Genomic DNA, 15,959 nt, shown 5'->3' with positions numbered 1-15,959 from the left:
AGATGTGTATAAGAGACAGCGGTTACGGCGGTGGCTCCGGTGGCTCCGGTGGCTCCGGCGGTGGGAACGGCGGCGGCTCTGGAGACGGTGGCCACGGCGGCTCGGGCGGCGGATACGGCGGCGGCTCCGGAAACGGTGGTCACGGCGGCTCCAACACTGGCGTTGGCTCCAGCAGCGGCAGCCAGACCACCGGCGGCCTGCTTGATCCGATCGTGAACCTGGTCGTCAGCGTCGGCGCGATCAGCGTGCCTATCGTGCCGATCACCGTGGGCAACAACAGCGGTAGCGGCAACGGCAACGGCGTGGCCAACGGCACAACCGGCGGTTCACATGGCGTTACAGGCGGATCGAGCGGACATAGCACCGGTGGCCTGCTGGCACCTGTGACGGCGTTGCTCGGCGGACTGTCGGTGGCCTCGGTGAACGGCGGCTCGCAAGGCAGCAGCGGCCCCCTCGCACCGGTTACCACCTTGCTCGGCGGACTAACCGGAGGCCAGGGCGGCGGCACCTCGCACGGATCGTCGACGAACTCGGCGTCCAATCCGGTCGCACCGTTGACCAACCTGGTCGGCACACTGACCGGCGTACTCGGCGGCGCAAGCGGCGGCTCGTCTCCGCTCGCCCCGTTGACGAACCTGCTCGGCGGCCTCACAGGTGGACTCGGCGGCGGCGGCACGCCGTCCACACCCAAGCATTAGCCCGCAATGCGAGGTGCCCCGGGGGCACCTCCCGCGCGACCTCGCGGGTGCAACAGAAAGGACGGCCGGACCTGACTGGCATCACGGCTTCACAACGTCAGGCCCGGCACACGCACACGAGCCAACCCGCACGATACGTCACACGCTGCGTCTGCCGGCAGCCGGCGGCCGGCTACGCGACGGGCCCGGTCAACCCCGCACAGCTTCGCGAACGCCACGGCACGTGACCGCCTCGCGCCGAAGCGGTCCCGTGGAATCGTTACAATGCCCGCATGAATCCCCCCTCAACTGAATCGAATGCGAGACATGCTGACCTCCTATTACTGGAGTGACGACGCCATCCGCAGCCGAAGCGTGAGCGACATCGTGCTATCAGGCACGGTCGACGTCCCTATGCCCCCTGCACGTCTGCTTGCGGATTGGGAAAGAGAGATATCGTCGCATATGGTTCTGGAACCCGGGGACGTCGAGCCAATGCCTTTACCGCGAGCGCGGGCGCGCTGGCCGGACTACACACGCTGCGTGCAGGCCGTGTCCGATTGGACGCGTACGCTTGGACTGCCTGAGGTGCTTGCCGCCAGTGACGTAGCCCTCATGGCCTGCCGCGGCGCGAGGTACCACCACGACGGTGCGCAATATGGCGATGCGGCTTTTTGCAATCTGTTCATGAGCGAGGACCGAGGTCTGGACTTGCATTTCCCCGCTTTAGGCCGGCGTATTCCGCTGAGCCGGGGAACGGTTGTGATATTCGATACTGGCCAGCCTCATGGCGTCATCCAGCGCGGCAGCAGTGGTTTTGATGCGGCCGATTTCGCGCCGGATCAGGATTGCATCCAGATCTTCCTGACCTGGGAGCTTTCCATCGAAAATGCCCACGTTGGACACGCGCTGAAGGTGGTCTTCGACGTTACGCCTTCGACCTCGTCGCAACCGGATACCGAGCAAGTCCAGCTAAACGGCGAACAGGTGATTGTGTGCCCGGATTCGGGTCGTTGGTCACGGGCTGACTAGCCGTCAGGATCACACCGCGGCGTTGCCCTGACAGGCACGAGGGTTACCGGCGGGCGCCGCCGCCCGCCTGTATGATGGCGGGCTTGCGTCCGACGAAAGCCCGCGCCAGCGGTCCGCGCAGATCGCGCACCGCCCGCTGCCGCCACGTGGCGCTAATGCATCCATTCACGATGACCCAAAGGAAGACCGCCATGACGGCCACAACGCAATTCGATCAGGTTTCCGTTATCAAACGCGCCAACGTCTACTTCGACGGCAAGTGTGTCTCGCACACCGTTCTCTTCGCCGACGGCACGCGCAAGACGCTCGGCGTGATCCTGCCCGGCGCGCTCAACTTCGGCACCGACGCGCCGGAACTCATGGAAGTGCAGGCCGGCCAATGCCGCATCCGCCTCGAAGGCAGCGCCGAGTGGAAGACGTATGGCGCGGGCGAGTCGTTCTCGGTGCCTGGCAAGAGTCGCTTCGATATCGATGTGATCGAAACGCTCGACTACATCTGCAGCTATCTGTAAAGACGGACGGGCGTCGGGTCATTCCCCGGCACCCTCCCCTTCCTTCAACGCCCGCGCACTCCAGCTCATGCGCCGAGCGCTCGCTCGATCGCAACCGGAGGAGACCGACGAATGGCGAATGACGATCGCACCAAGATAATTCCCAGGAGAACGCCGGAATCAGCGGCCATGTCAGAGAACATCAAACGCGCGATGGCGATCACTGCCACGCTCAACCGGTTGACGTTCAACGATGCGGACGAAGTCCGGGCCTTGTTCAGCGATCTTATCAGCAAGAAGGTGGACGACAGCTTTCTATTGATACCACCGTTCTACACAACCGGCGGGGTCGATATCAGTGTCGGGCGCAATGTCTTCATCAATCAGAATTGCACTTTCTACGACCTTGGCGGACTCGACATTGCCGACGATGTGATGATCGGGCCGAACGTCAGCATCATCACGTCTGGCCATCCCATTGAACCTTCTCAGCGGCGCGCCTTCGTAATCGCAAAGCCCATCGTGATTAAGAGAAACGTCTGGATTGCGGCTGGTGCGACCATCATCGGTGGCGTCACGGTAGGCGAGAATTCGGTTGTCGCGGCAGGGTCGGTCGTCACCAGGGACGTTCCCCCGAATACGCTCGTCGGTGGAAATCCGGCGAGGATCATTCGTTCGATTGCTGACTAAGAGAACGTCCGCAAGGATGATTCCGGTGCTAAAAAAGGTTCAGACTGCCACCGGTGGCTACTTGTGGCCACGTGTGACAACATCGCGGTGATCTCTAAATCACGTTGGGCCTCGCGCAGGCCCACACACTTCAGGAGAGTTCATGTTCGACCACGTCAAATTCGGAGTCAGCAACTATGCAGCGAGCAAAGCGTTCTTCCTCGAGGCACTCGCACCGCTCGGCGTAGCTGTTGTCTCGGAGGGGCCGCCGGCGTACGGTGTCGAGCTTAGCCCACAGGGTAAGGCTTCATTGTGCCTGTACCAAACCGAGGAGAAGCCGGCGCATCTTCACCTGGCGTTCACGGCCGAGAATCGCCAGCAAGTCGAAGCTTTCTATCGCGCGGCGCTGGAGGCGGGTGGCAAAGACAATGGTGCGCCTGGTCTGCGCCCGCACTACCACGCGAACTACTATGCAGCTTTTGTCATTGGTCCGGACGGGCACAACATCGAAGTGGTTTGCCACCAACCCGAGGCCTAACCCTTCCATCGAGCGGACTCGCGAGGCCAGGCCGCCTCTCATGTCAAACGTTGAGCGTCCGTTATTCGGCGGTCTGCTGGGCGTGTCGAGCGCCCGCCAGGAGTCGGGACAGACGCTTCGAAGCGGGACGGTCGACTGACATCGAATTTTTCGTTGCGTCATATCTGCCATGACCGGCGTATGCGCTCGCGAATGTCATGCAGACGCGAAACGGATTCGTTGGAGAAAACGAAACGCAGATAGCGGTCGGCGCCGGGTCCCCAGTTCGTCATCGGCGTAGCCGCGACCTTGCCGCGTTCGAGCAGCAGCTTCGACGCCTCGGGTGGCTCCAGACCCAGCTCACGGGTATCGATGAGCATCGACCAGCCGCCATGCGGACGGATCACCGGCAGGTCAGCAAGCGCGCTTATCAGGAAGTCGCGACGGCGCTCCCATTCGGCGACCGCAGCAGCCACGCCGTCGTCGGTTGCCGTCAGCGCGGCAGTGGCGCCGGGCATCGCGATTCCAACCTGACACACCACGTTCGACAGGCTCACGAGACGTACGTCGTTCATGATCGATGCGGGCCCGACGATCCAGCCGACGCGCCATCCGATCATCCGATACTCCTTCGAAACCGCGCCGATGGTGATGGTGCGTTCGCGCATGTCCGGCAAACCGGCGGGATGAATGATGTCGCGCCCGTCGAACAGGATGCGCTCCATCGCCGCGTCATAGACCAGCCAGATGCCATGGCGCGGGCAATGTCCCGCAATCGCAAGCCATTCGTCCCGCGATGCGACGTAGCCGCTTGGCATCGAAGGCGACATGATCAGCAGCGCTTTCGTTCGCGGCCCGATCGCCGCGGCAAGACTGTCGAGATCGAGCCGCCAGCCGTCGGCACCCGGCTGCAGCCGCGCGAACCTCGGCACGCCTGCGGCCAGATGCACGCGGTTGATCAGCCCAGCGTAGGTGGGATCCGTCAGCACGACTTCGTCGCCCGGCTCAAGGATCGACAACAGCACGTTGAGAATCCCCGCAAGACCGCCGGCCGACACGATGCATTCGCTCGCGGCGTCGTAAGCGACGCCCGCGGCGCGGCCGACCCGCTCGGCAGCCGCCTCGCGCAACGCACGCTGGCCGGTAAAAGGCAGGTAGCTATTTGCCGCGTCGTCGTCGATGGCCTCGTGCGTGCGAGCCAGCGCCTGCGCCGGCGGTCGCAGGTCAGTATCGAGATTTTCAAGCCTTAGAATGTCCGCGTCGCGCAGAGAATCCGCGGCGTCGCCGATTCGGTCGACTCCAATGCCAGGAATATTTCTTAGGCGAGATACTGTCACATGGGCCTCCGCTATCGTTTTAATATAGTTGAGTTGATGGCGACCGGACCACCGCCGTCGTTGTTTTAAGCACGGTTTCGGGGCCGCCGTCGCTGGTCATCGTCGTGCGTTGGCGTCCGGTTCTGAACACGTAAAACGACCCCCATTGCCCGCTTTGAAGCGGTGCATAAGAAGGGCCAAAAGCAATGGGCATTCGTCGCCGCTGCTCCAGTTGTAGCTTGCTGATTCGCTAGCCCGTCCAAACGGCAAGCGTTCTGGCGACATCAATGTTTAAAAGGAGGACGGCGATGAAGTACATGATTAGCTGGTTCGAACGCACACAAGGTTCGCCTGTCGAGTACGAGAATGCCCAGAAGCGAATCCTTGAAGTGTTTAGTCAGTGGAAGGCGCCAGACAACTTCAAGATCGAGTTTTTCGTGGTGCGTGTGGGAGATTGGGGTGGGCACATGTTGGTTGACTGCGATGATCCGTTGGCGGTTCACAAAGTCTGCTCGACATTCCCTGCATTTGAATTTCGGGCGCACCCCGTAGTTGCCGTCGAGGACGCGGTCCGGGTCGAACTCGAAGCGATCGCCTGGCGAGACGGACTGAAAAGTACGTGACATCCGGGAGGATCATGTCGCCTTCACGGCGAGTGAAGCCGCGACACGGTCCTCCTTTTTGAGGTGAACGGTCGCTTTTTGTACTGAGCATCGCAATCTGTACATGTTCGCCAGCTTAGCGGGCTGATATCGTTGTCTGCGAATAACACTGCAAATCGCTGACTAACTTCCCGCTTTGAACAGGCACATCTCATGAAACTGCCGATCTATCAGATTGACGCATTTACGGATAAGGTATTTAAGGGCAACTACGCTGCGGTAGTGCCACTCGAACGCTGGTTACCCGATAGTTTGATGCAGGCAATCGCCGCTGAGAACAACCTGTCCGAAACAGCATTCTTCGTGAAAAATGCCGACGGCGCGTTCGACATCCGCTGGTTCTCTCCACTTACAGAAATCGCTTTTTGTGGGCATGCCACACTGGCAAGCGCATATGTGATCTTCAAGCGATGTGATGATTTGGAAGTCATCGAATTTGTTGCGAAAGCGGTCGGTCGGCTTGCCGTTTGCCATACGCATGACGGTCTGATCGAAATGAGCTTCCCGCAGCGCCGGCCTGAGAAACTGAACGAAATACCCGCAAACCTGATCCAGGGGCTTTCGATACGGCCTCAAGAAGTGCTGATAAACCAGCAAGCCTATGTTGCCATCTACGGAACAGAACACGAGGTACGATCCGTCGTACCCGAACTCGATCTGCTGTCGGCACTTGGTCCGCTCGATGTCGTCGTGACAGCGCGCGGAGATAAGCATGATTTTGTGTCCCGCTACTTTTGGCCTGCCAATGGCGGAGATGAAGATCCGGTGACCGGATCTATTCACGCGGCGCTTGCGCCATTATGGTCTGACCGTTTGGGCAAGGCAGAACTCGTGGCCATGCAGGTGTCACGCCGGAGCGGCCTACTTCATTGTCGCGTACAAGACGACAGGGTGTATATCTCTGGTCAGGCTGTTCAATATCTTGAAGGGACAATCGAAATCCCGGAAGCGTAGGTGCGAGCGTTGTACCTTCGAAGCGGCCGTTGAATCCCAGATGTCGCGGAAACCATAGGGGCAACAGCCAAGTCGTGCGTGACTATTTTGTGGGGGCTGTGTGATCTTCGAACGCGGAGACGATGCCGTCAATCATGGCTGCGATGCGCGCGGTATGCCGAAGGTCTTGATGCGTGACGAGCCAGATTTCGTAGACCGCCCCACGTGCGGGTTCCGGCCATATCTGCACGAGGCCGTCATGTTCAGCCAGATGTATCGGAAGCTCACCGATGCCGATACCGGCCTTTACCGCGGTACGCAGCATGAGGCTGGAATTGAAGGTCGATACGATGCGCCCCGCGTGTACCGGTTCGCCAGAGAGAGTGAGTGATCGACTCCCGGTCCAGCTTCCCTGATAGACGACTAGATCGTGGCCCGCGAACGCGGAGCCAGCGGCGGGCTTGCCGTGCTGCTCGAGATAAGCATTCGATGCAAAGAGCGCCATGGGCCAGCGAGCCAGGCGCCGCGCGACAAGATCGGGATTATCCGGCCTGACTGAGCGGACCGCGATATCCGCTTCACGCTTTGCCAGATTCAGCATGCGCGTCGACGTGTCCAGCAGGACGCGCACTTCGGGATGCGCAGCATGCAGGCGTTCGATGGCGGGAAGCAGGAAGTCGAGCGCGATCGAGTCGGTGCTGGTGACTCTTACGTCCCCCGCAAGCCGTGTATCCGTGCCTTGAGTTCGTCTGACGAGTTCGTGCGCGGAGTGTTCCATTTTCTCCGCCGATCTCAGCGCGGCCTCCCCTGCCGCCGTCAACGCGTAACCCTCCGAGGTGCGCAGGAAGAGCGTTGCCCGCAGGGCGTGCTCCAGCGCCGCAATCCGCCTGCCGACCGTCGCCTGATCGAGATTGAGCGTCCTCGCCGCCCCACGGAGCGTTTTTTCGCGCTCCACCGCGAGAAACACACGCGCGTCGTCCCAGTTCATCGTGCCACCCTCCTGATGCAAATTTGCATCCCACCGCATGAATAATGCTGCGTTTATTCATCAATGTCGATGCCTATACTGAACGCAAGAGTTCCTCGCCAAGTGATCCGACCGGATCAATCGAGCCTCATCAATCGAAGGAGTGGTATCCATGTCTGCTTCAACTTATCGCGTGCCGTCGTCCATGACGGCCATTGAGATCAAACAGCCCGGCGGTCCTGAGGTTCTGGTGCCGACTACGCGCCCTGTACCGACGCCGGCCGCCGATCAGGTTCTGATCCGCATCCACGCGGCCGCGGTGAACGGCCCAGACGTTTTCCAGCGCAAAGGGCTGTATGATCCGCCCCCCGGCGCTTCGGACATTCCGGGGCTGGAAGTGGCAGGTCAAGTGGTTGCCGTCGGTGCGGACGTGTCCCAATTCCGGATCGGCGAACTGGTGTGCGCATTGATTCCCGGCGGTGGCTACGCGGAATATGCCGTCGCGCACGCCTGCAACACGATGCATATCCCCAAAGGCCTGACGTTGGTCGAAGCTGGGGCTATGCCCGAAACGTTTATGACGGTATGGCTGAACCTGTTCCAGCGCGGCAAGCTGGTTGCCGGCGAATCGGTGTTGATCCACGGCGGCGCGTCAGGTATCGGTACCACGGCGACCATGCTGGCGAAGGCATTCGGCGCTGCGAAAATCATCACGACAGTGGGCTCGCAGGCGCATCGGGAGGCCAGCCTGGCGCTAGGCGCAGACCTCGCGATCGATTACCGCGAGGAAGATTTCGTGGCCGAAACGAAGCGGTCTACCGATGGAAAAGGCGTCGACGTGATCCTCGACATCATTGCCGGCGACTACGTGGCTAGAAACTATGAGGCCGCAGCCATGGACGGACGGATCCTCCAGGTGGGCGTGATCAAGGGGCCGGCGAAGGATCTTAACCTCGTGCCGATGCTGACGAAACGTCTGACGCATATGGGTTCAACATTGCGATCGCGCACATCCGCGGACAAGGCGACCATCGTCAATGAACTCGAGCAGCATGTCTGGCCGCACATCGAGAGCGGCAAGATCAAACCGGTTGTCTACAAGACCTTTGCGCTTGCCGACGCTCGCGGCGCTCACGAGCTGATCGATTCCGGCACACACTTTGGGAAGATTGTCCTTACGACCGGTGCCGGTCTCATTGGCTGAAGCCTGGCTTGCCGGCTTCGCGTCGGACGAATGTCGGCTTCCGGCGATCTCAACTGTTCGCAGTGGGCCACATGCTGCCGAAGCAATTTACGAAGTTCAGATTGCGTATGCCGTTTGTGTGGGACGGCGCGCGGCCATTTTGAAACATTCGACGGCATCGTTTAAACCTTCGACAATCATTGCTCTCTGACAGGTATCGATTCAAATGAGCAAAATTGAACTGCTGAAGCCAACGACCGCATTGCTGCCGAGCTACGTTGCGGCCCTGAAGGCCGGATGGTCGCCTGACAACGTTCGCAAGGAGGTAGCTGCGCGCGAACAATTACACGCTATCGAAATGAACGCGGATGCGTTTGTCGACGGCCTGGATGATCCGACCGCGTCGGGTGGACCGATTCCTTTACCCGATGGCTCGACCGTCGCCCGCCTACCTGGCATCGTTCGATGGATTTGGGACGGCGACATTAGTGGCGCGATCGGATTTCGCTGGCAAGCTGGAACGGCCGAATTGCCGCCATATGTGCTCGGCCATATCGGCTTCTCAATCGTGCCGTGGAAGAGAGGCAACGGCTACGCCAGACAGGCGCTCGATTTAATGCTGGGCGAAGCGAGACGACAAGGCTTGGCCTACGTCGAGCTAACCGTTGATCCTGACAACATAGCCTCGCAGAAGGTCGTCGCAGCTTGCAACGGTGTCCTGGTCAAGCGTTTCAGAAAGACGGCGGCGTATGGATCCGCTGAGACCCTGCGATATCGTATTGAGCTGGAAGGCTGAGGTGCGCGTTGGACCCTGTCCGACCAGTTTCGGTCGTTCGACATCGCATCCCAAATCGTCATCGGCCAGAGTGTCAAAGCCACGTTGCTGGAGTTCACGCCATCATGAGACCCTTTTGCTTCGCAGCGGCCCTCGTCGTGCTGACCGCCGGCTGCGCCTCGACATGGTCGCCCGCGAATAATCAGACCGCCCGGCCAAGTCCGGCCGACACGGATACCTACATTCTGCATACTACCGACGGTGCGACGCCTGGCGGCTCCACGTCAAAGCCACCGAGGCTCAGCGTCGGTGTCAGCTATCCCGATACGCAATTGATTCTGCCTTGGTTCCTCAATGACATCATCAACTTTATCAACTATCGCTAGTCTGACAGCGACTTGCTGCGGTGTGACCGGGAGCGGCTTCTGACGATCTTGTCCGGGGCCGGCAACGCGGATCGGAAAATGTGTCAGTGCGGCTATACGAAGACACGATACCGGGGATTGATGAAGAATACTGTGCAGATCACGACGCTGTTCGCGCTGGGTAACCTGTGGATGGCGCGTAAGGCACTGCGCAAGGCGTGAAACATGCGGGCGTAGTTGCCCTGAGGCGGGACGAACGTCAGTCGCCACGGTTCGAATAAAACCGCGATCGAGGTCATGAAAGTGTCCAGCGAATTTCCGCTGCCAAAGTGCGCAAAGGTCCCTTCCCGGCCGAACTGAGCCTGTCAGTGTTCGGCCTAGAACGGTCAACCAGAAAGGCGAAGCGAATTGGCGACAATTTTGATTCGAAGTACTCTTGCGGATTGTCTCTATATCGCCCTGATCCCTGTTATGTTGCCGTCCATCGACGAACTCCTCGCGCTTGACGCGCTGACCTTACGCGAACACACAGAGCAGGCTGGTGATGCCTTCGATGTTGACGAGCACCGAGTACAGTTGCGAAAGTCCCTGGAGGTCAGCGAGGTGTGCTCAGTGCGACGGGAAGGCAAACTCGTTGCGTATGCAATGCTTCGACCGCATTCAGGAGCTTGCTGGTTCGTCGGCGCATTTGGTACGCATCCTTTGTATCGAACGTATGCCGTTATAACTGAGCTACTCGCAAAGATGGCGACGCTGGCGAGCGAACAAGGGATCGGTGAGCTAAGAAGTCATGTCTACAAGACCAACCGATTGTCTATCGCTTTCCATCGCAAGCTTGGATTCCAAGTAACGCGTGAGAACGACAAAGGCTTCGAGTTCTTCATTGCAATATGTGAACTAACCACGAAGCCTGCGGTTCAACGCGCCACTGCCAGAGCAACATGCCGCCCCGAGTCCGGCGCACCAGACGCACCGGCAACCCTCCGAAAAGTGTGACGCCGGTACGTTGATTGTTCGTCGAGTCACAGCGGGAACATCAGGGGTTGATCGGGACTGTTGGCGGATTGACCGCGATGCACTCCGTCATCTTTTGAGCCCCTTGATAATGAAGCGGTGTCCGAGTCAACGCTCGGCGCCATTTCATCCAGGGAGGGCATGAGCGCCTGCATCTGCAGGCTGGGGCGCCGCGCTCAGCGCTCGAGCAGATCCTGCGGCTCGATGCCCGCCTCGCTGCAATAGCGCTGATAGTCGGCAAGGCGATCGGCGGTTGTGATGCGGCGTTTGACCTCACCATCGTGACCAAGATACTCGACCGTGCCCATCACCACCACCATCACGACCAGCGGTTCGTCACCGACCGCCTCCCACCAGTCGACGTTGCCGGTAGACTCGTGCACGTAGTCACCGGGTTCGACCGTTTCGCCAGTACAGAGGCGGCGCTGCCCTTCAAGGTTGAAGGCGTGCACTTCGCCGGTATGACGGTGCAGGCCAAGCTTGATACCTGGCGCCAGACGCATCAGTTCCACCCAGCCGCGATCATCTTTCAGGAAACGCAGCGGCCGCGACCACTTACCCGACCCCTCTGGAATCCACAGCCCGTCTGCGGACAAGGGGTTGGCGCGGGTGACCGTATGTCGTTCATTGATCATGCGATGGCTCCGGATAGATAGCGACGTTGTTGTTCGGTTAGCAACGCACCGAGGTGCGCAACCGAGTCTATCACCCGTGACAGGCACGCATCTCCGCGAATCTCCGTAGATTGTTCCTGGGAAATGACTCACGTTAGGATGCGCGAGTTAGAGCGGTTGTCGCACTGCCATGCCGGTGACGGCTCAGGGTCGACTACCGCCGATTACCTGCTTCAAGAGCAACCCTTCAGATTCAAATAACACCCGGGGTGTGCCCGCAGTATTCCAGGTAACTGGCTGATGAGCTGAGATAGTTCCATGCTCCCGCCAGGCCTCAACCCTCTTTGATACGCTTGATCTCGCCGGCCAGATGCTCCAGCCTCAATACCGCGTAGAGATCTTCATCGTTGAGCGCCTTGCGCTTTTCCTGTTCAGGCATGACAACCATCAAGGCATCGATAACCGTTCCCAACTGGCTGCCGTAGCTTGCAACCTTGGTCAGGATTTCAACCTCGGTTTGCGGGTTGCCCCGCGTCCGGCTGATTATCTGAAAAAGCGAAATATTCCATGGGTTGATGTTCTGGCTCAAACTTGCCGGTGCGAACTGGGAATGAAAGGGAAAGAAGCCCGGCCAACCAAGCATGGCCTGCCAGTGCCCAACCGCCTTTTGCTGCAATCTGGCCAGCTCTGCGAGGTGCTTCCACAGTGCCACGTACTCCTCGGTCCGCTGGATGACCGACTGGATTTCGCTGGTAACCATGCATGCACTCCTAAAAAGGGCTTACGGCGGCAAAAGCGCTACGAGAGTCTATCCGGTTCAAATCAATTTGAGGTGGTGTTGAGCGGCCGAACCTGGCGGCTATGAGAGTCTGTACGGTGTAGACATGCCGAATGCGGTTCGCTGCTGCGGGCCCAGTTTTTTTGGTTCCGGTTCGGAGCGTGGTCGGCCAAAAGCGAACCTCGGTCATGCGCGTCCAGATTGTCGACGACTTAAATAATGGGCGTGGGCTAAAGGCACCCGAGAGTCAAAACTTGCGCGGCGTTGTTGATTTCGATTACGGTAAGCATTCTTTGGTCATCCCCTTAGTTCGCATGGTCACTGTCCGCCTCCTGGATCCCCACGACGCCGAGCGATTCAAAGCATTGCGTCTTCTCGCCGTCGACAACTCCCCCACATCCATATGGCCCACCCGGCAGGAGGAAATGGCGCGCTCGATAGAGGAGATCGCGGCCCGCATTCGTCCAACGACAACACAGGCTGTCTTCGGTGCATTTGACGGCGGGGCGCTGGTCGGCATCACGGGCGTCCGTCGAGAACCGCTGTGCCAGGTGAACCACAAGGCCACGATTTGGGGCGTGTTCGTCAGCCCTTCATACCGTGGACGAGGAATCGCACAAACGCTTTTGTCGGCAGCGACAGTTCACGCGTCCAACGAGTGGGAGACAATCCAGTTGATGCTTTGCGTCAATGCGGAAAACCTGCCAGCAAAGAGGCTTTACGCGTCGCATGGCTTTCAGACGTTCGGCTTGGAGCCACGCGCGATGAAGGTTGGAGATCGTTTTTATGACGAGGAGCATATGTGCAAACAGCTAGTCTAGCGCGGCGCAGCGCGCTAGACCGGGTTCGGCCACGAACGGTCATTCGACATGGTCACCCAGATCGCCGACAATCCCGTTCATCGCCTTCACCGATACCGACAGACTACCCCGCTAAACGTAGCAAAATCCCGACGGAGCCTTCTTCTGTGGCATGTGATCGATGTGCGGACCTTTGCGTTCGCTACGCAATCAGACATCCTCGCGAGCTACGCAAAGCGATACAAATCGCCGCGGAGAACATCGCCGATAAAACACTTGTAGAGGTGCTGCCCGACAGCCCTTGGGTCTCCGTCTCATTTATCGAACTCGCGAAAGGCGCAGCATGGGACGACTACGTCGAGTACCATTTTCGCTGCCTGCATTGCGAGGAGAAGTTCTGGTTACACGCAGAAACGTATCACGGCAGTGGCGGATACTGGGAACCGAGGGACCCAAAATCGATACGCGAAAACGTCACCAACTAGCCACATGCTGCCGATCGCGGCCATGCGACGTTCGGCCAATTTGGGACGCTCGACTTCGCGGTCTAAATCGCTAACCACCAGTTGAAATTGCGCGAGATTTGCACGCTTTTTTTGATCGCGCGCTTCACCCCCGACGATTGAACTACTAGTCGTGCATCGGCCGGAAGCGTCGCGTGCAGCGTGCGGATCACTCAAGAATTTCCACTGTTTGCCGATATGGAAGTCGAGCCTCCTTTCATTGAAGCCGAAACTCATGACCCTGCGATTCAAATCATGGCTGCTGGCGTTCGCCTTGAGCGCAGCGTGTGCCGGTATCGTGGCGTGCCTGAACCTGGCACTCGACAGTCCGGAATATCCGCAGCCACCTTGGTTGATCTCTTTACATGTGGCTTGCGCATTCGTCGGCTCGCTCGCCATCACTCGTTTCATTCAGGGCATTCCCGCCGCACTGCAGGGGCCGAGTTCACGATCCACCGTCGCACAAGGCGTTGTCGCCCACAACAGGGTGGCCGTCGTGAACATCGTCGTGCCAGGGAAAAGTGCATTCTTCTCGACGGTCCGGTGCGTCATGATTCTCTGCTTTGTGCTGTGCCTCATGGCACAGTTTGTTCAAGTCGGCAAGCTTGCGGATGACACGAGCGGTTCAGCTTTCAGTCGCGGCCCGCAGTTGCGGAAGCTAAGTATATGAGGCCGGGTTGTAAGCGGCGTCACGAGCCATCTGCGACAGCAAAGCCTCCAGAAGAAGTAAATGATGTGCGTCGTCGGTCGGCGCCAGAGATGCTCGTCGTCTCCCTTCTCGCGCTCGGCATCGTGTCGATCTGCTTCGGACTTTACAGCCTGATTCAAGCATTCGACGTTTTCGATCTTCCGACCCCGTTCAAGATCTGGTTCTCGCGCGCCCTCGTCGCGATGGCGGTCGGCGTGATCGCCTTGCATATCGGCGGAAAGCGCGCAGAGGCGCTCTAGGGCACGGTGGAGGTCTGCTAGATGATTTTCAATCTGGCGATTGAGCATGATGCGAGGTATACGTGATCAGATTCGGCGATGTTTTCGGCATCAAACGGCGGAATTCCGCCATGAATGAAAAGCACTTGGCCCTCTACATGGGGTACGCGTTCAGTCACGGGATCAATGTTCAGCACCTTCTTGCACCGGGCGAGCTAACGGTTCCGTACGTTGTCTACTGGGATAATGGGACGCCCACACCGGTCCCCTATCCCGCAGCGACTCAGCACGAAGCCGTTGCAAATTCGCGATCAGCACGAGAACAGACTGTCGGCGGCTCCGGATGGTCGTCCGGTCGCGAAGGGACGATCACTCAGAACGACGGCACAAAATTGGACATTTTGTTGATCGAGGGTTGGGTACCAGGACTTGATGTGCCACTCGAAATGTTCGTGTATTACAGGACGCAACCGTTCAGGCTGATCCACGGATTCATGTGGAAAGAACATGCGCAAGCGCGAAAAGAAGGTCAATCCTTTATGACCGACTTCAAGCGCGGCATCCTGATGCAGCCATTCGGCCAGCGATGTATGGAAGACATTGAAAACGCGGAGCGCGTCCAGTTCGTGCGGTGATAGTCGCCCGCGACTCGAGCACTTACGCCGGGCACTCGGATCGGAAGCGATCGAATTGGCCAGGCATTGCAGCAGCGTCGATGGCAACAGATGAACGGCCGCTTTGTAGAAGAACAAATGTCCCCTTGGGGTCGCAGAACGAAACCGCTCGCGCGGTAGGGGGCTCCGGCCAGCGTGTGTGGTTCATGGGAGGTCCGCCGCGCGGTTCCGTATGTTGGCGAATGAGGCAACCCGCCTCGTTCTCCAGCAGGAGCCCAATCATGACCTCCCCACAGGCAAACGCCAGTCCACTGCGCCAGCGCATGACCGACGACATGCGCATGCGCCAGCTTTCGCCGAAGACGCAGGACACCTATCTGCGCATCGTGCGCGAATTTGCCCGGTTTCTCGGGCGCTCACCGGACACGGCCACCGTCGAGGACCTGCGGCGCTACCAGCTGCATCTGGTCGATCACGGCACCTCGCCCGTGTCACTGAATCACGCCATTACCGGCCTGAAGTTCTTCTTCGAAGTCACGCTTGACCGGCCTGACCTGATGGTCAGGATGCACCCCGTGCGCGTGCCCCGCACATTGCCCGTCGTGCTCAGTCCCGATGAAGTGCGCCGTCTCATCGAGGCAGCCGGCAACCTCAAGCACCAGACCGCGCTGTCGGTCGCCTACGGCGCAGGACTGCGCGCAAGCGAAGTGGTGGCCCTGAAGGTCACCGACATCGACAGCCAGCGCATGACGCTGCGCATCGAGCAGGGCAAGGGTCGCCGTGACCGCTACGCGATGCTCTCGCCCGTGCTGCTGGAGCGCCTGCGCGTCTGGTGGCACGTAGCCCGCGCCCAGGGCAGGATGCCCGACGGCGGATGGCTCTTCCCCGGGCTCGACCCCGTCGACCCGCTCAGCACGCGTCAGCTGAACCGCGCAATTCATGCTGCCGCCGAGGCCGCGCAGATCGACAAGCGCGTATCCATGCATACGCTGCGACACTATCTTCCCTTCCGGATTATGTTGGGTGATATGGACGAGAGTTCATCCTGGCCCCGGGAATGGGGGTTTCGGAGCAGAAGTGCCGACCGGGTCACCCAACATAGTCTCGTGACTCTACAGACTG

Annotated in this window: 20 protein-coding genes and 2 pseudogenes; 17 read left to right on the top strand and 5 right to left on the bottom strand. The window is 59.5% G+C overall.

The window, feature by feature from the left end; genetic code table 11:
* The 5 genes and pseudogenes from FSO04_RS46700 to FSO04_RS42515 form a co-directional block, all read left to right on the top strand.
* Positions 1–698 (top strand): annotated as a pseudogene (locus FSO04_RS46700) (hypothetical protein); the annotation flags it as partial.
* Positions 699–995: 297 nt separating this feature from the next.
* Complete coding sequence (locus tag FSO04_RS42530) at positions 996–1,709, top strand: hypothetical protein (protein WP_154567344.1); 714 nt, start codon at positions 996–998, stop codon at positions 1,707–1,709.
* Positions 1,710–1,900: 191 nt separating this feature from the next.
* Positions 1,901–2,221, top strand: coding sequence for a pyrimidine/purine nucleoside phosphorylase (gene ppnP, locus FSO04_RS42525; protein ID WP_154567343.1), 321 nt, complete (start codon positions 1,901–1,903; stop codon positions 2,219–2,221).
* Positions 2,222–2,332: 111 nt separating this feature from the next.
* Positions 2,333–2,890, top strand: coding sequence for a sugar O-acetyltransferase (locus FSO04_RS42520; protein ID WP_154567342.1), 558 nt, complete (start codon positions 2,333–2,335; stop codon positions 2,888–2,890).
* Between the two features lie 142 nt (positions 2,891–3,032).
* Positions 3,033–3,407, top strand: coding sequence for a VOC family protein (locus tag FSO04_RS42515; protein WP_154567341.1), 375 nt, complete (start codon positions 3,033–3,035; stop codon positions 3,405–3,407).
* 158 nt (positions 3,408–3,565) lie between these two features.
* Here the strand turns inward: FSO04_RS42515 and FSO04_RS42510 are convergent, their stop codons facing one another.
* Positions 3,566–4,723, bottom strand: a complete 1,158-nt coding sequence (locus FSO04_RS42510) for a pyridoxal phosphate-dependent aminotransferase (protein ID WP_168436017.1) — start codon at positions 4,721–4,723, stop codon at positions 3,566–3,568.
* 287 nt (positions 4,724–5,010) lie between these two features.
* Here FSO04_RS42510 and FSO04_RS42505 point away from each other — a divergent pair, with 287 nt between their 5' ends.
* Positions 5,011–5,325, top strand: a complete 315-nt coding sequence (locus FSO04_RS42505; protein WP_154567340.1) for a DUF3303 domain-containing protein — start codon at positions 5,011–5,013, stop codon at positions 5,323–5,325.
* Between the two features lie 192 nt (positions 5,326–5,517).
* On the top strand, positions 5,518–6,318 hold the full coding sequence (locus tag FSO04_RS42500) for a PhzF family phenazine biosynthesis protein (RefSeq protein WP_154567339.1): 801 nt from the start codon (positions 5,518–5,520) through the stop codon (positions 6,316–6,318).
* Between the two features lie 82 nt (positions 6,319–6,400).
* Here the strand turns inward: FSO04_RS42500 and FSO04_RS42495 are convergent, their stop codons facing one another.
* The gene (locus tag FSO04_RS42495) at positions 6,401–7,285 is read right to left on the bottom strand and encodes a LysR family transcriptional regulator (protein WP_154567338.1); all 885 of its coding nucleotides are present in this window, start codon (positions 7,283–7,285) and stop codon (positions 6,401–6,403) included.
* Positions 7,286–7,436: 151 nt separating this feature from the next.
* On the opposite strand from FSO04_RS42495, the gene FSO04_RS42490 reads away from it, so the two are divergent.
* From FSO04_RS42490 to FSO04_RS42470, 5 genes and pseudogenes are all read left to right on the top strand, one after another.
* Positions 7,437–8,468 carry an NAD(P)H-quinone oxidoreductase gene (locus FSO04_RS42490; RefSeq protein ID WP_166618372.1) on the top strand — a complete coding sequence of 344 codons (1,032 nt, stop codon included), beginning with the start codon at positions 7,437–7,439 and terminating at the stop codon, positions 8,466–8,468.
* Positions 8,469–8,673: 205 nt separating this feature from the next.
* Entirely contained in the window at positions 8,674–9,243 is a 570-nt protein-coding gene (locus FSO04_RS42485; protein WP_154567337.1) for a GNAT family N-acetyltransferase, read from the top strand.
* Positions 9,244–9,347: 104 nt separating this feature from the next.
* Complete coding sequence (locus FSO04_RS42480; RefSeq protein ID WP_154567336.1) at positions 9,348–9,608, top strand: hypothetical protein; 261 nt, start codon at positions 9,348–9,350, stop codon at positions 9,606–9,608.
* 84 nt (positions 9,609–9,692) lie between these two features.
* Positions 9,693–9,809, top strand: a pseudogene (locus FSO04_RS42475) (IS5/IS1182 family transposase); the annotation flags it as partial.
* Positions 9,810–9,995: 186 nt separating this feature from the next.
* Entirely contained in the window at positions 9,996–10,583 is a 588-nt protein-coding gene (locus FSO04_RS42470; protein ID WP_233465321.1) for a GNAT family N-acetyltransferase, read from the top strand.
* Between the two features lie 194 nt (positions 10,584–10,777).
* Here the strand turns inward: FSO04_RS42470 and FSO04_RS42465 are convergent, their stop codons facing one another.
* Together FSO04_RS42465 and FSO04_RS42460 are read right to left on the bottom strand one after the other, a co-directional pair.
* A complete protein-coding gene (locus FSO04_RS42465; RefSeq protein WP_154567335.1) occupies positions 10,778–11,236 on the bottom strand; it encodes a cupin domain-containing protein in 459 nt (152 codons plus the stop codon).
* A 313-nt stretch (positions 11,237–11,549) separates the two neighbouring features.
* Positions 11,550–11,975, bottom strand: a complete 426-nt coding sequence (locus tag FSO04_RS42460; RefSeq protein WP_154567334.1) for a hypothetical protein — start codon at positions 11,973–11,975, stop codon at positions 11,550–11,552.
* 332 nt (positions 11,976–12,307) lie between these two features.
* On the opposite strand from FSO04_RS42460, the gene FSO04_RS42455 reads away from it, so the two are divergent.
* Positions 12,308–12,814 (top strand): GNAT family N-acetyltransferase, encoded by a 507-nt coding sequence (locus FSO04_RS42455; RefSeq protein ID WP_154567345.1) that lies wholly within the window; start codon positions 12,308–12,310, stop codon positions 12,812–12,814.
* A gap of 380 nt (positions 12,815–13,194) precedes the next feature.
* Here the strand turns inward: FSO04_RS42455 and FSO04_RS42450 are convergent, their stop codons facing one another.
* Positions 13,195–13,533, bottom strand: coding sequence for a hypothetical protein (locus FSO04_RS42450; RefSeq protein ID WP_154567333.1), 339 nt, complete (start codon positions 13,531–13,533; stop codon positions 13,195–13,197).
* On the opposite strand from FSO04_RS42450, the gene FSO04_RS42445 reads away from it, so the two are divergent.
* The 4 genes from FSO04_RS42445 to FSO04_RS42430 form a co-directional block, all read left to right on the top strand.
* Positions 13,532–13,966 carry a hypothetical protein gene (locus FSO04_RS42445; RefSeq protein WP_154567332.1) on the top strand — a complete coding sequence of 145 codons (435 nt, stop codon included), beginning with the start codon at positions 13,532–13,534 and terminating at the stop codon, positions 13,964–13,966. The genes FSO04_RS42450 and FSO04_RS42445 overlap by 2 nt on opposite strands.
* Before the next feature lie 89 nt (positions 13,967–14,055).
* Positions 14,056–14,244, top strand: coding sequence for a hypothetical protein (locus FSO04_RS42440; RefSeq protein ID WP_154567331.1), 189 nt, complete (start codon positions 14,056–14,058; stop codon positions 14,242–14,244).
* 110 nt (positions 14,245–14,354) lie between these two features.
* Positions 14,355–14,858 (top strand): hypothetical protein, encoded by a 504-nt coding sequence (locus FSO04_RS42435; protein ID WP_154567330.1) that lies wholly within the window; start codon positions 14,355–14,357, stop codon positions 14,856–14,858.
* A 260-nt stretch (positions 14,859–15,118) separates the two neighbouring features.
* On the top strand, positions 15,119–15,959 hold an 841-nt coding region (locus tag FSO04_RS42430; protein WP_154567329.1), incomplete at its 3' end, for a tyrosine-type recombinase/integrase.

Source organism: Paraburkholderia madseniana (assembly GCF_009690905.1).
GTDB lineage: Bacteria > Pseudomonadota > Gammaproteobacteria > Burkholderiales > Burkholderiaceae > Paraburkholderia > Paraburkholderia madseniana.
This window is presented reverse-complemented; position numbering and strand designations above follow the sequence as displayed.

Bases quoted from the DNA above. Each gene is read 5' to 3' on its own strand.
- FSO04_RS42530 (WP_154567344.1), top strand. From the start codon at position 996: ATGCGAGACATGCTGACCTCCTATTACTGGAGTGACGACGCCATCCGC.
- ppnP (WP_154567343.1), top strand. From the start codon at position 1,901: ATGACGGCCACAACGCAATTCGATCAGGTTTCCGTTATCAAACGCGCC.
- FSO04_RS42520 (WP_154567342.1), top strand. From the start codon at position 2,333: ATGGCGAATGACGATCGCACCAAGATAATTCCCAGGAGAACGCCGGAA.
- FSO04_RS42515 (WP_154567341.1), top strand. From the start codon at position 3,033: ATGTTCGACCACGTCAAATTCGGAGTCAGCAACTATGCAGCGAGCAAA.
- FSO04_RS42505 (WP_154567340.1), top strand. From the start codon at position 5,011: ATGAAGTACATGATTAGCTGGTTCGAACGCACACAAGGTTCGCCTGTC.
- FSO04_RS42500 (WP_154567339.1), top strand. From the start codon at position 5,518: ATGAAACTGCCGATCTATCAGATTGACGCATTTACGGATAAGGTATTT.
- FSO04_RS42495 (WP_154567338.1), bottom strand. From the start codon at position 7,285: ATGAACTGGGACGACGCGCGTGTGTTTCTCGCGGTGGAGCGCGAAAAA.
- FSO04_RS42490 (WP_166618372.1), top strand. From the start codon at position 7,437: ATGTCTGCTTCAACTTATCGCGTGCCGTCGTCCATGACGGCCATTGAG.
- FSO04_RS42485 (WP_154567337.1), top strand. From the start codon at position 8,674: ATGAGCAAAATTGAACTGCTGAAGCCAACGACCGCATTGCTGCCGAGC.
- FSO04_RS42480 (WP_154567336.1), top strand. From the start codon at position 9,348: ATGAGACCCTTTTGCTTCGCAGCGGCCCTCGTCGTGCTGACCGCCGGC.
- FSO04_RS42465 (WP_154567335.1), bottom strand. From the start codon at position 11,236: ATGATCAATGAACGACATACGGTCACCCGCGCCAACCCCTTGTCCGCA.
- FSO04_RS42460 (WP_154567334.1), bottom strand. From the start codon at position 11,975: ATGGTTACCAGCGAAATCCAGTCGGTCATCCAGCGGACCGAGGAGTAC.
- FSO04_RS42455 (WP_154567345.1), top strand. From the start codon at position 12,308: ATGGTCACTGTCCGCCTCCTGGATCCCCACGACGCCGAGCGATTCAAA.
- FSO04_RS42445 (WP_154567332.1), top strand. From the start codon at position 13,532: ATGACCCTGCGATTCAAATCATGGCTGCTGGCGTTCGCCTTGAGCGCA.
- FSO04_RS42450 (WP_154567333.1), bottom strand. From the start codon at position 13,533: ATGAGTTTCGGCTTCAATGAAAGGAGGCTCGACTTCCATATCGGCAAA.
- FSO04_RS42440 (WP_154567331.1), top strand. From the start codon at position 14,056: ATGCTCGTCGTCTCCCTTCTCGCGCTCGGCATCGTGTCGATCTGCTTC.
- FSO04_RS42435 (WP_154567330.1), top strand. From the start codon at position 14,355: ATGAATGAAAAGCACTTGGCCCTCTACATGGGGTACGCGTTCAGTCAC.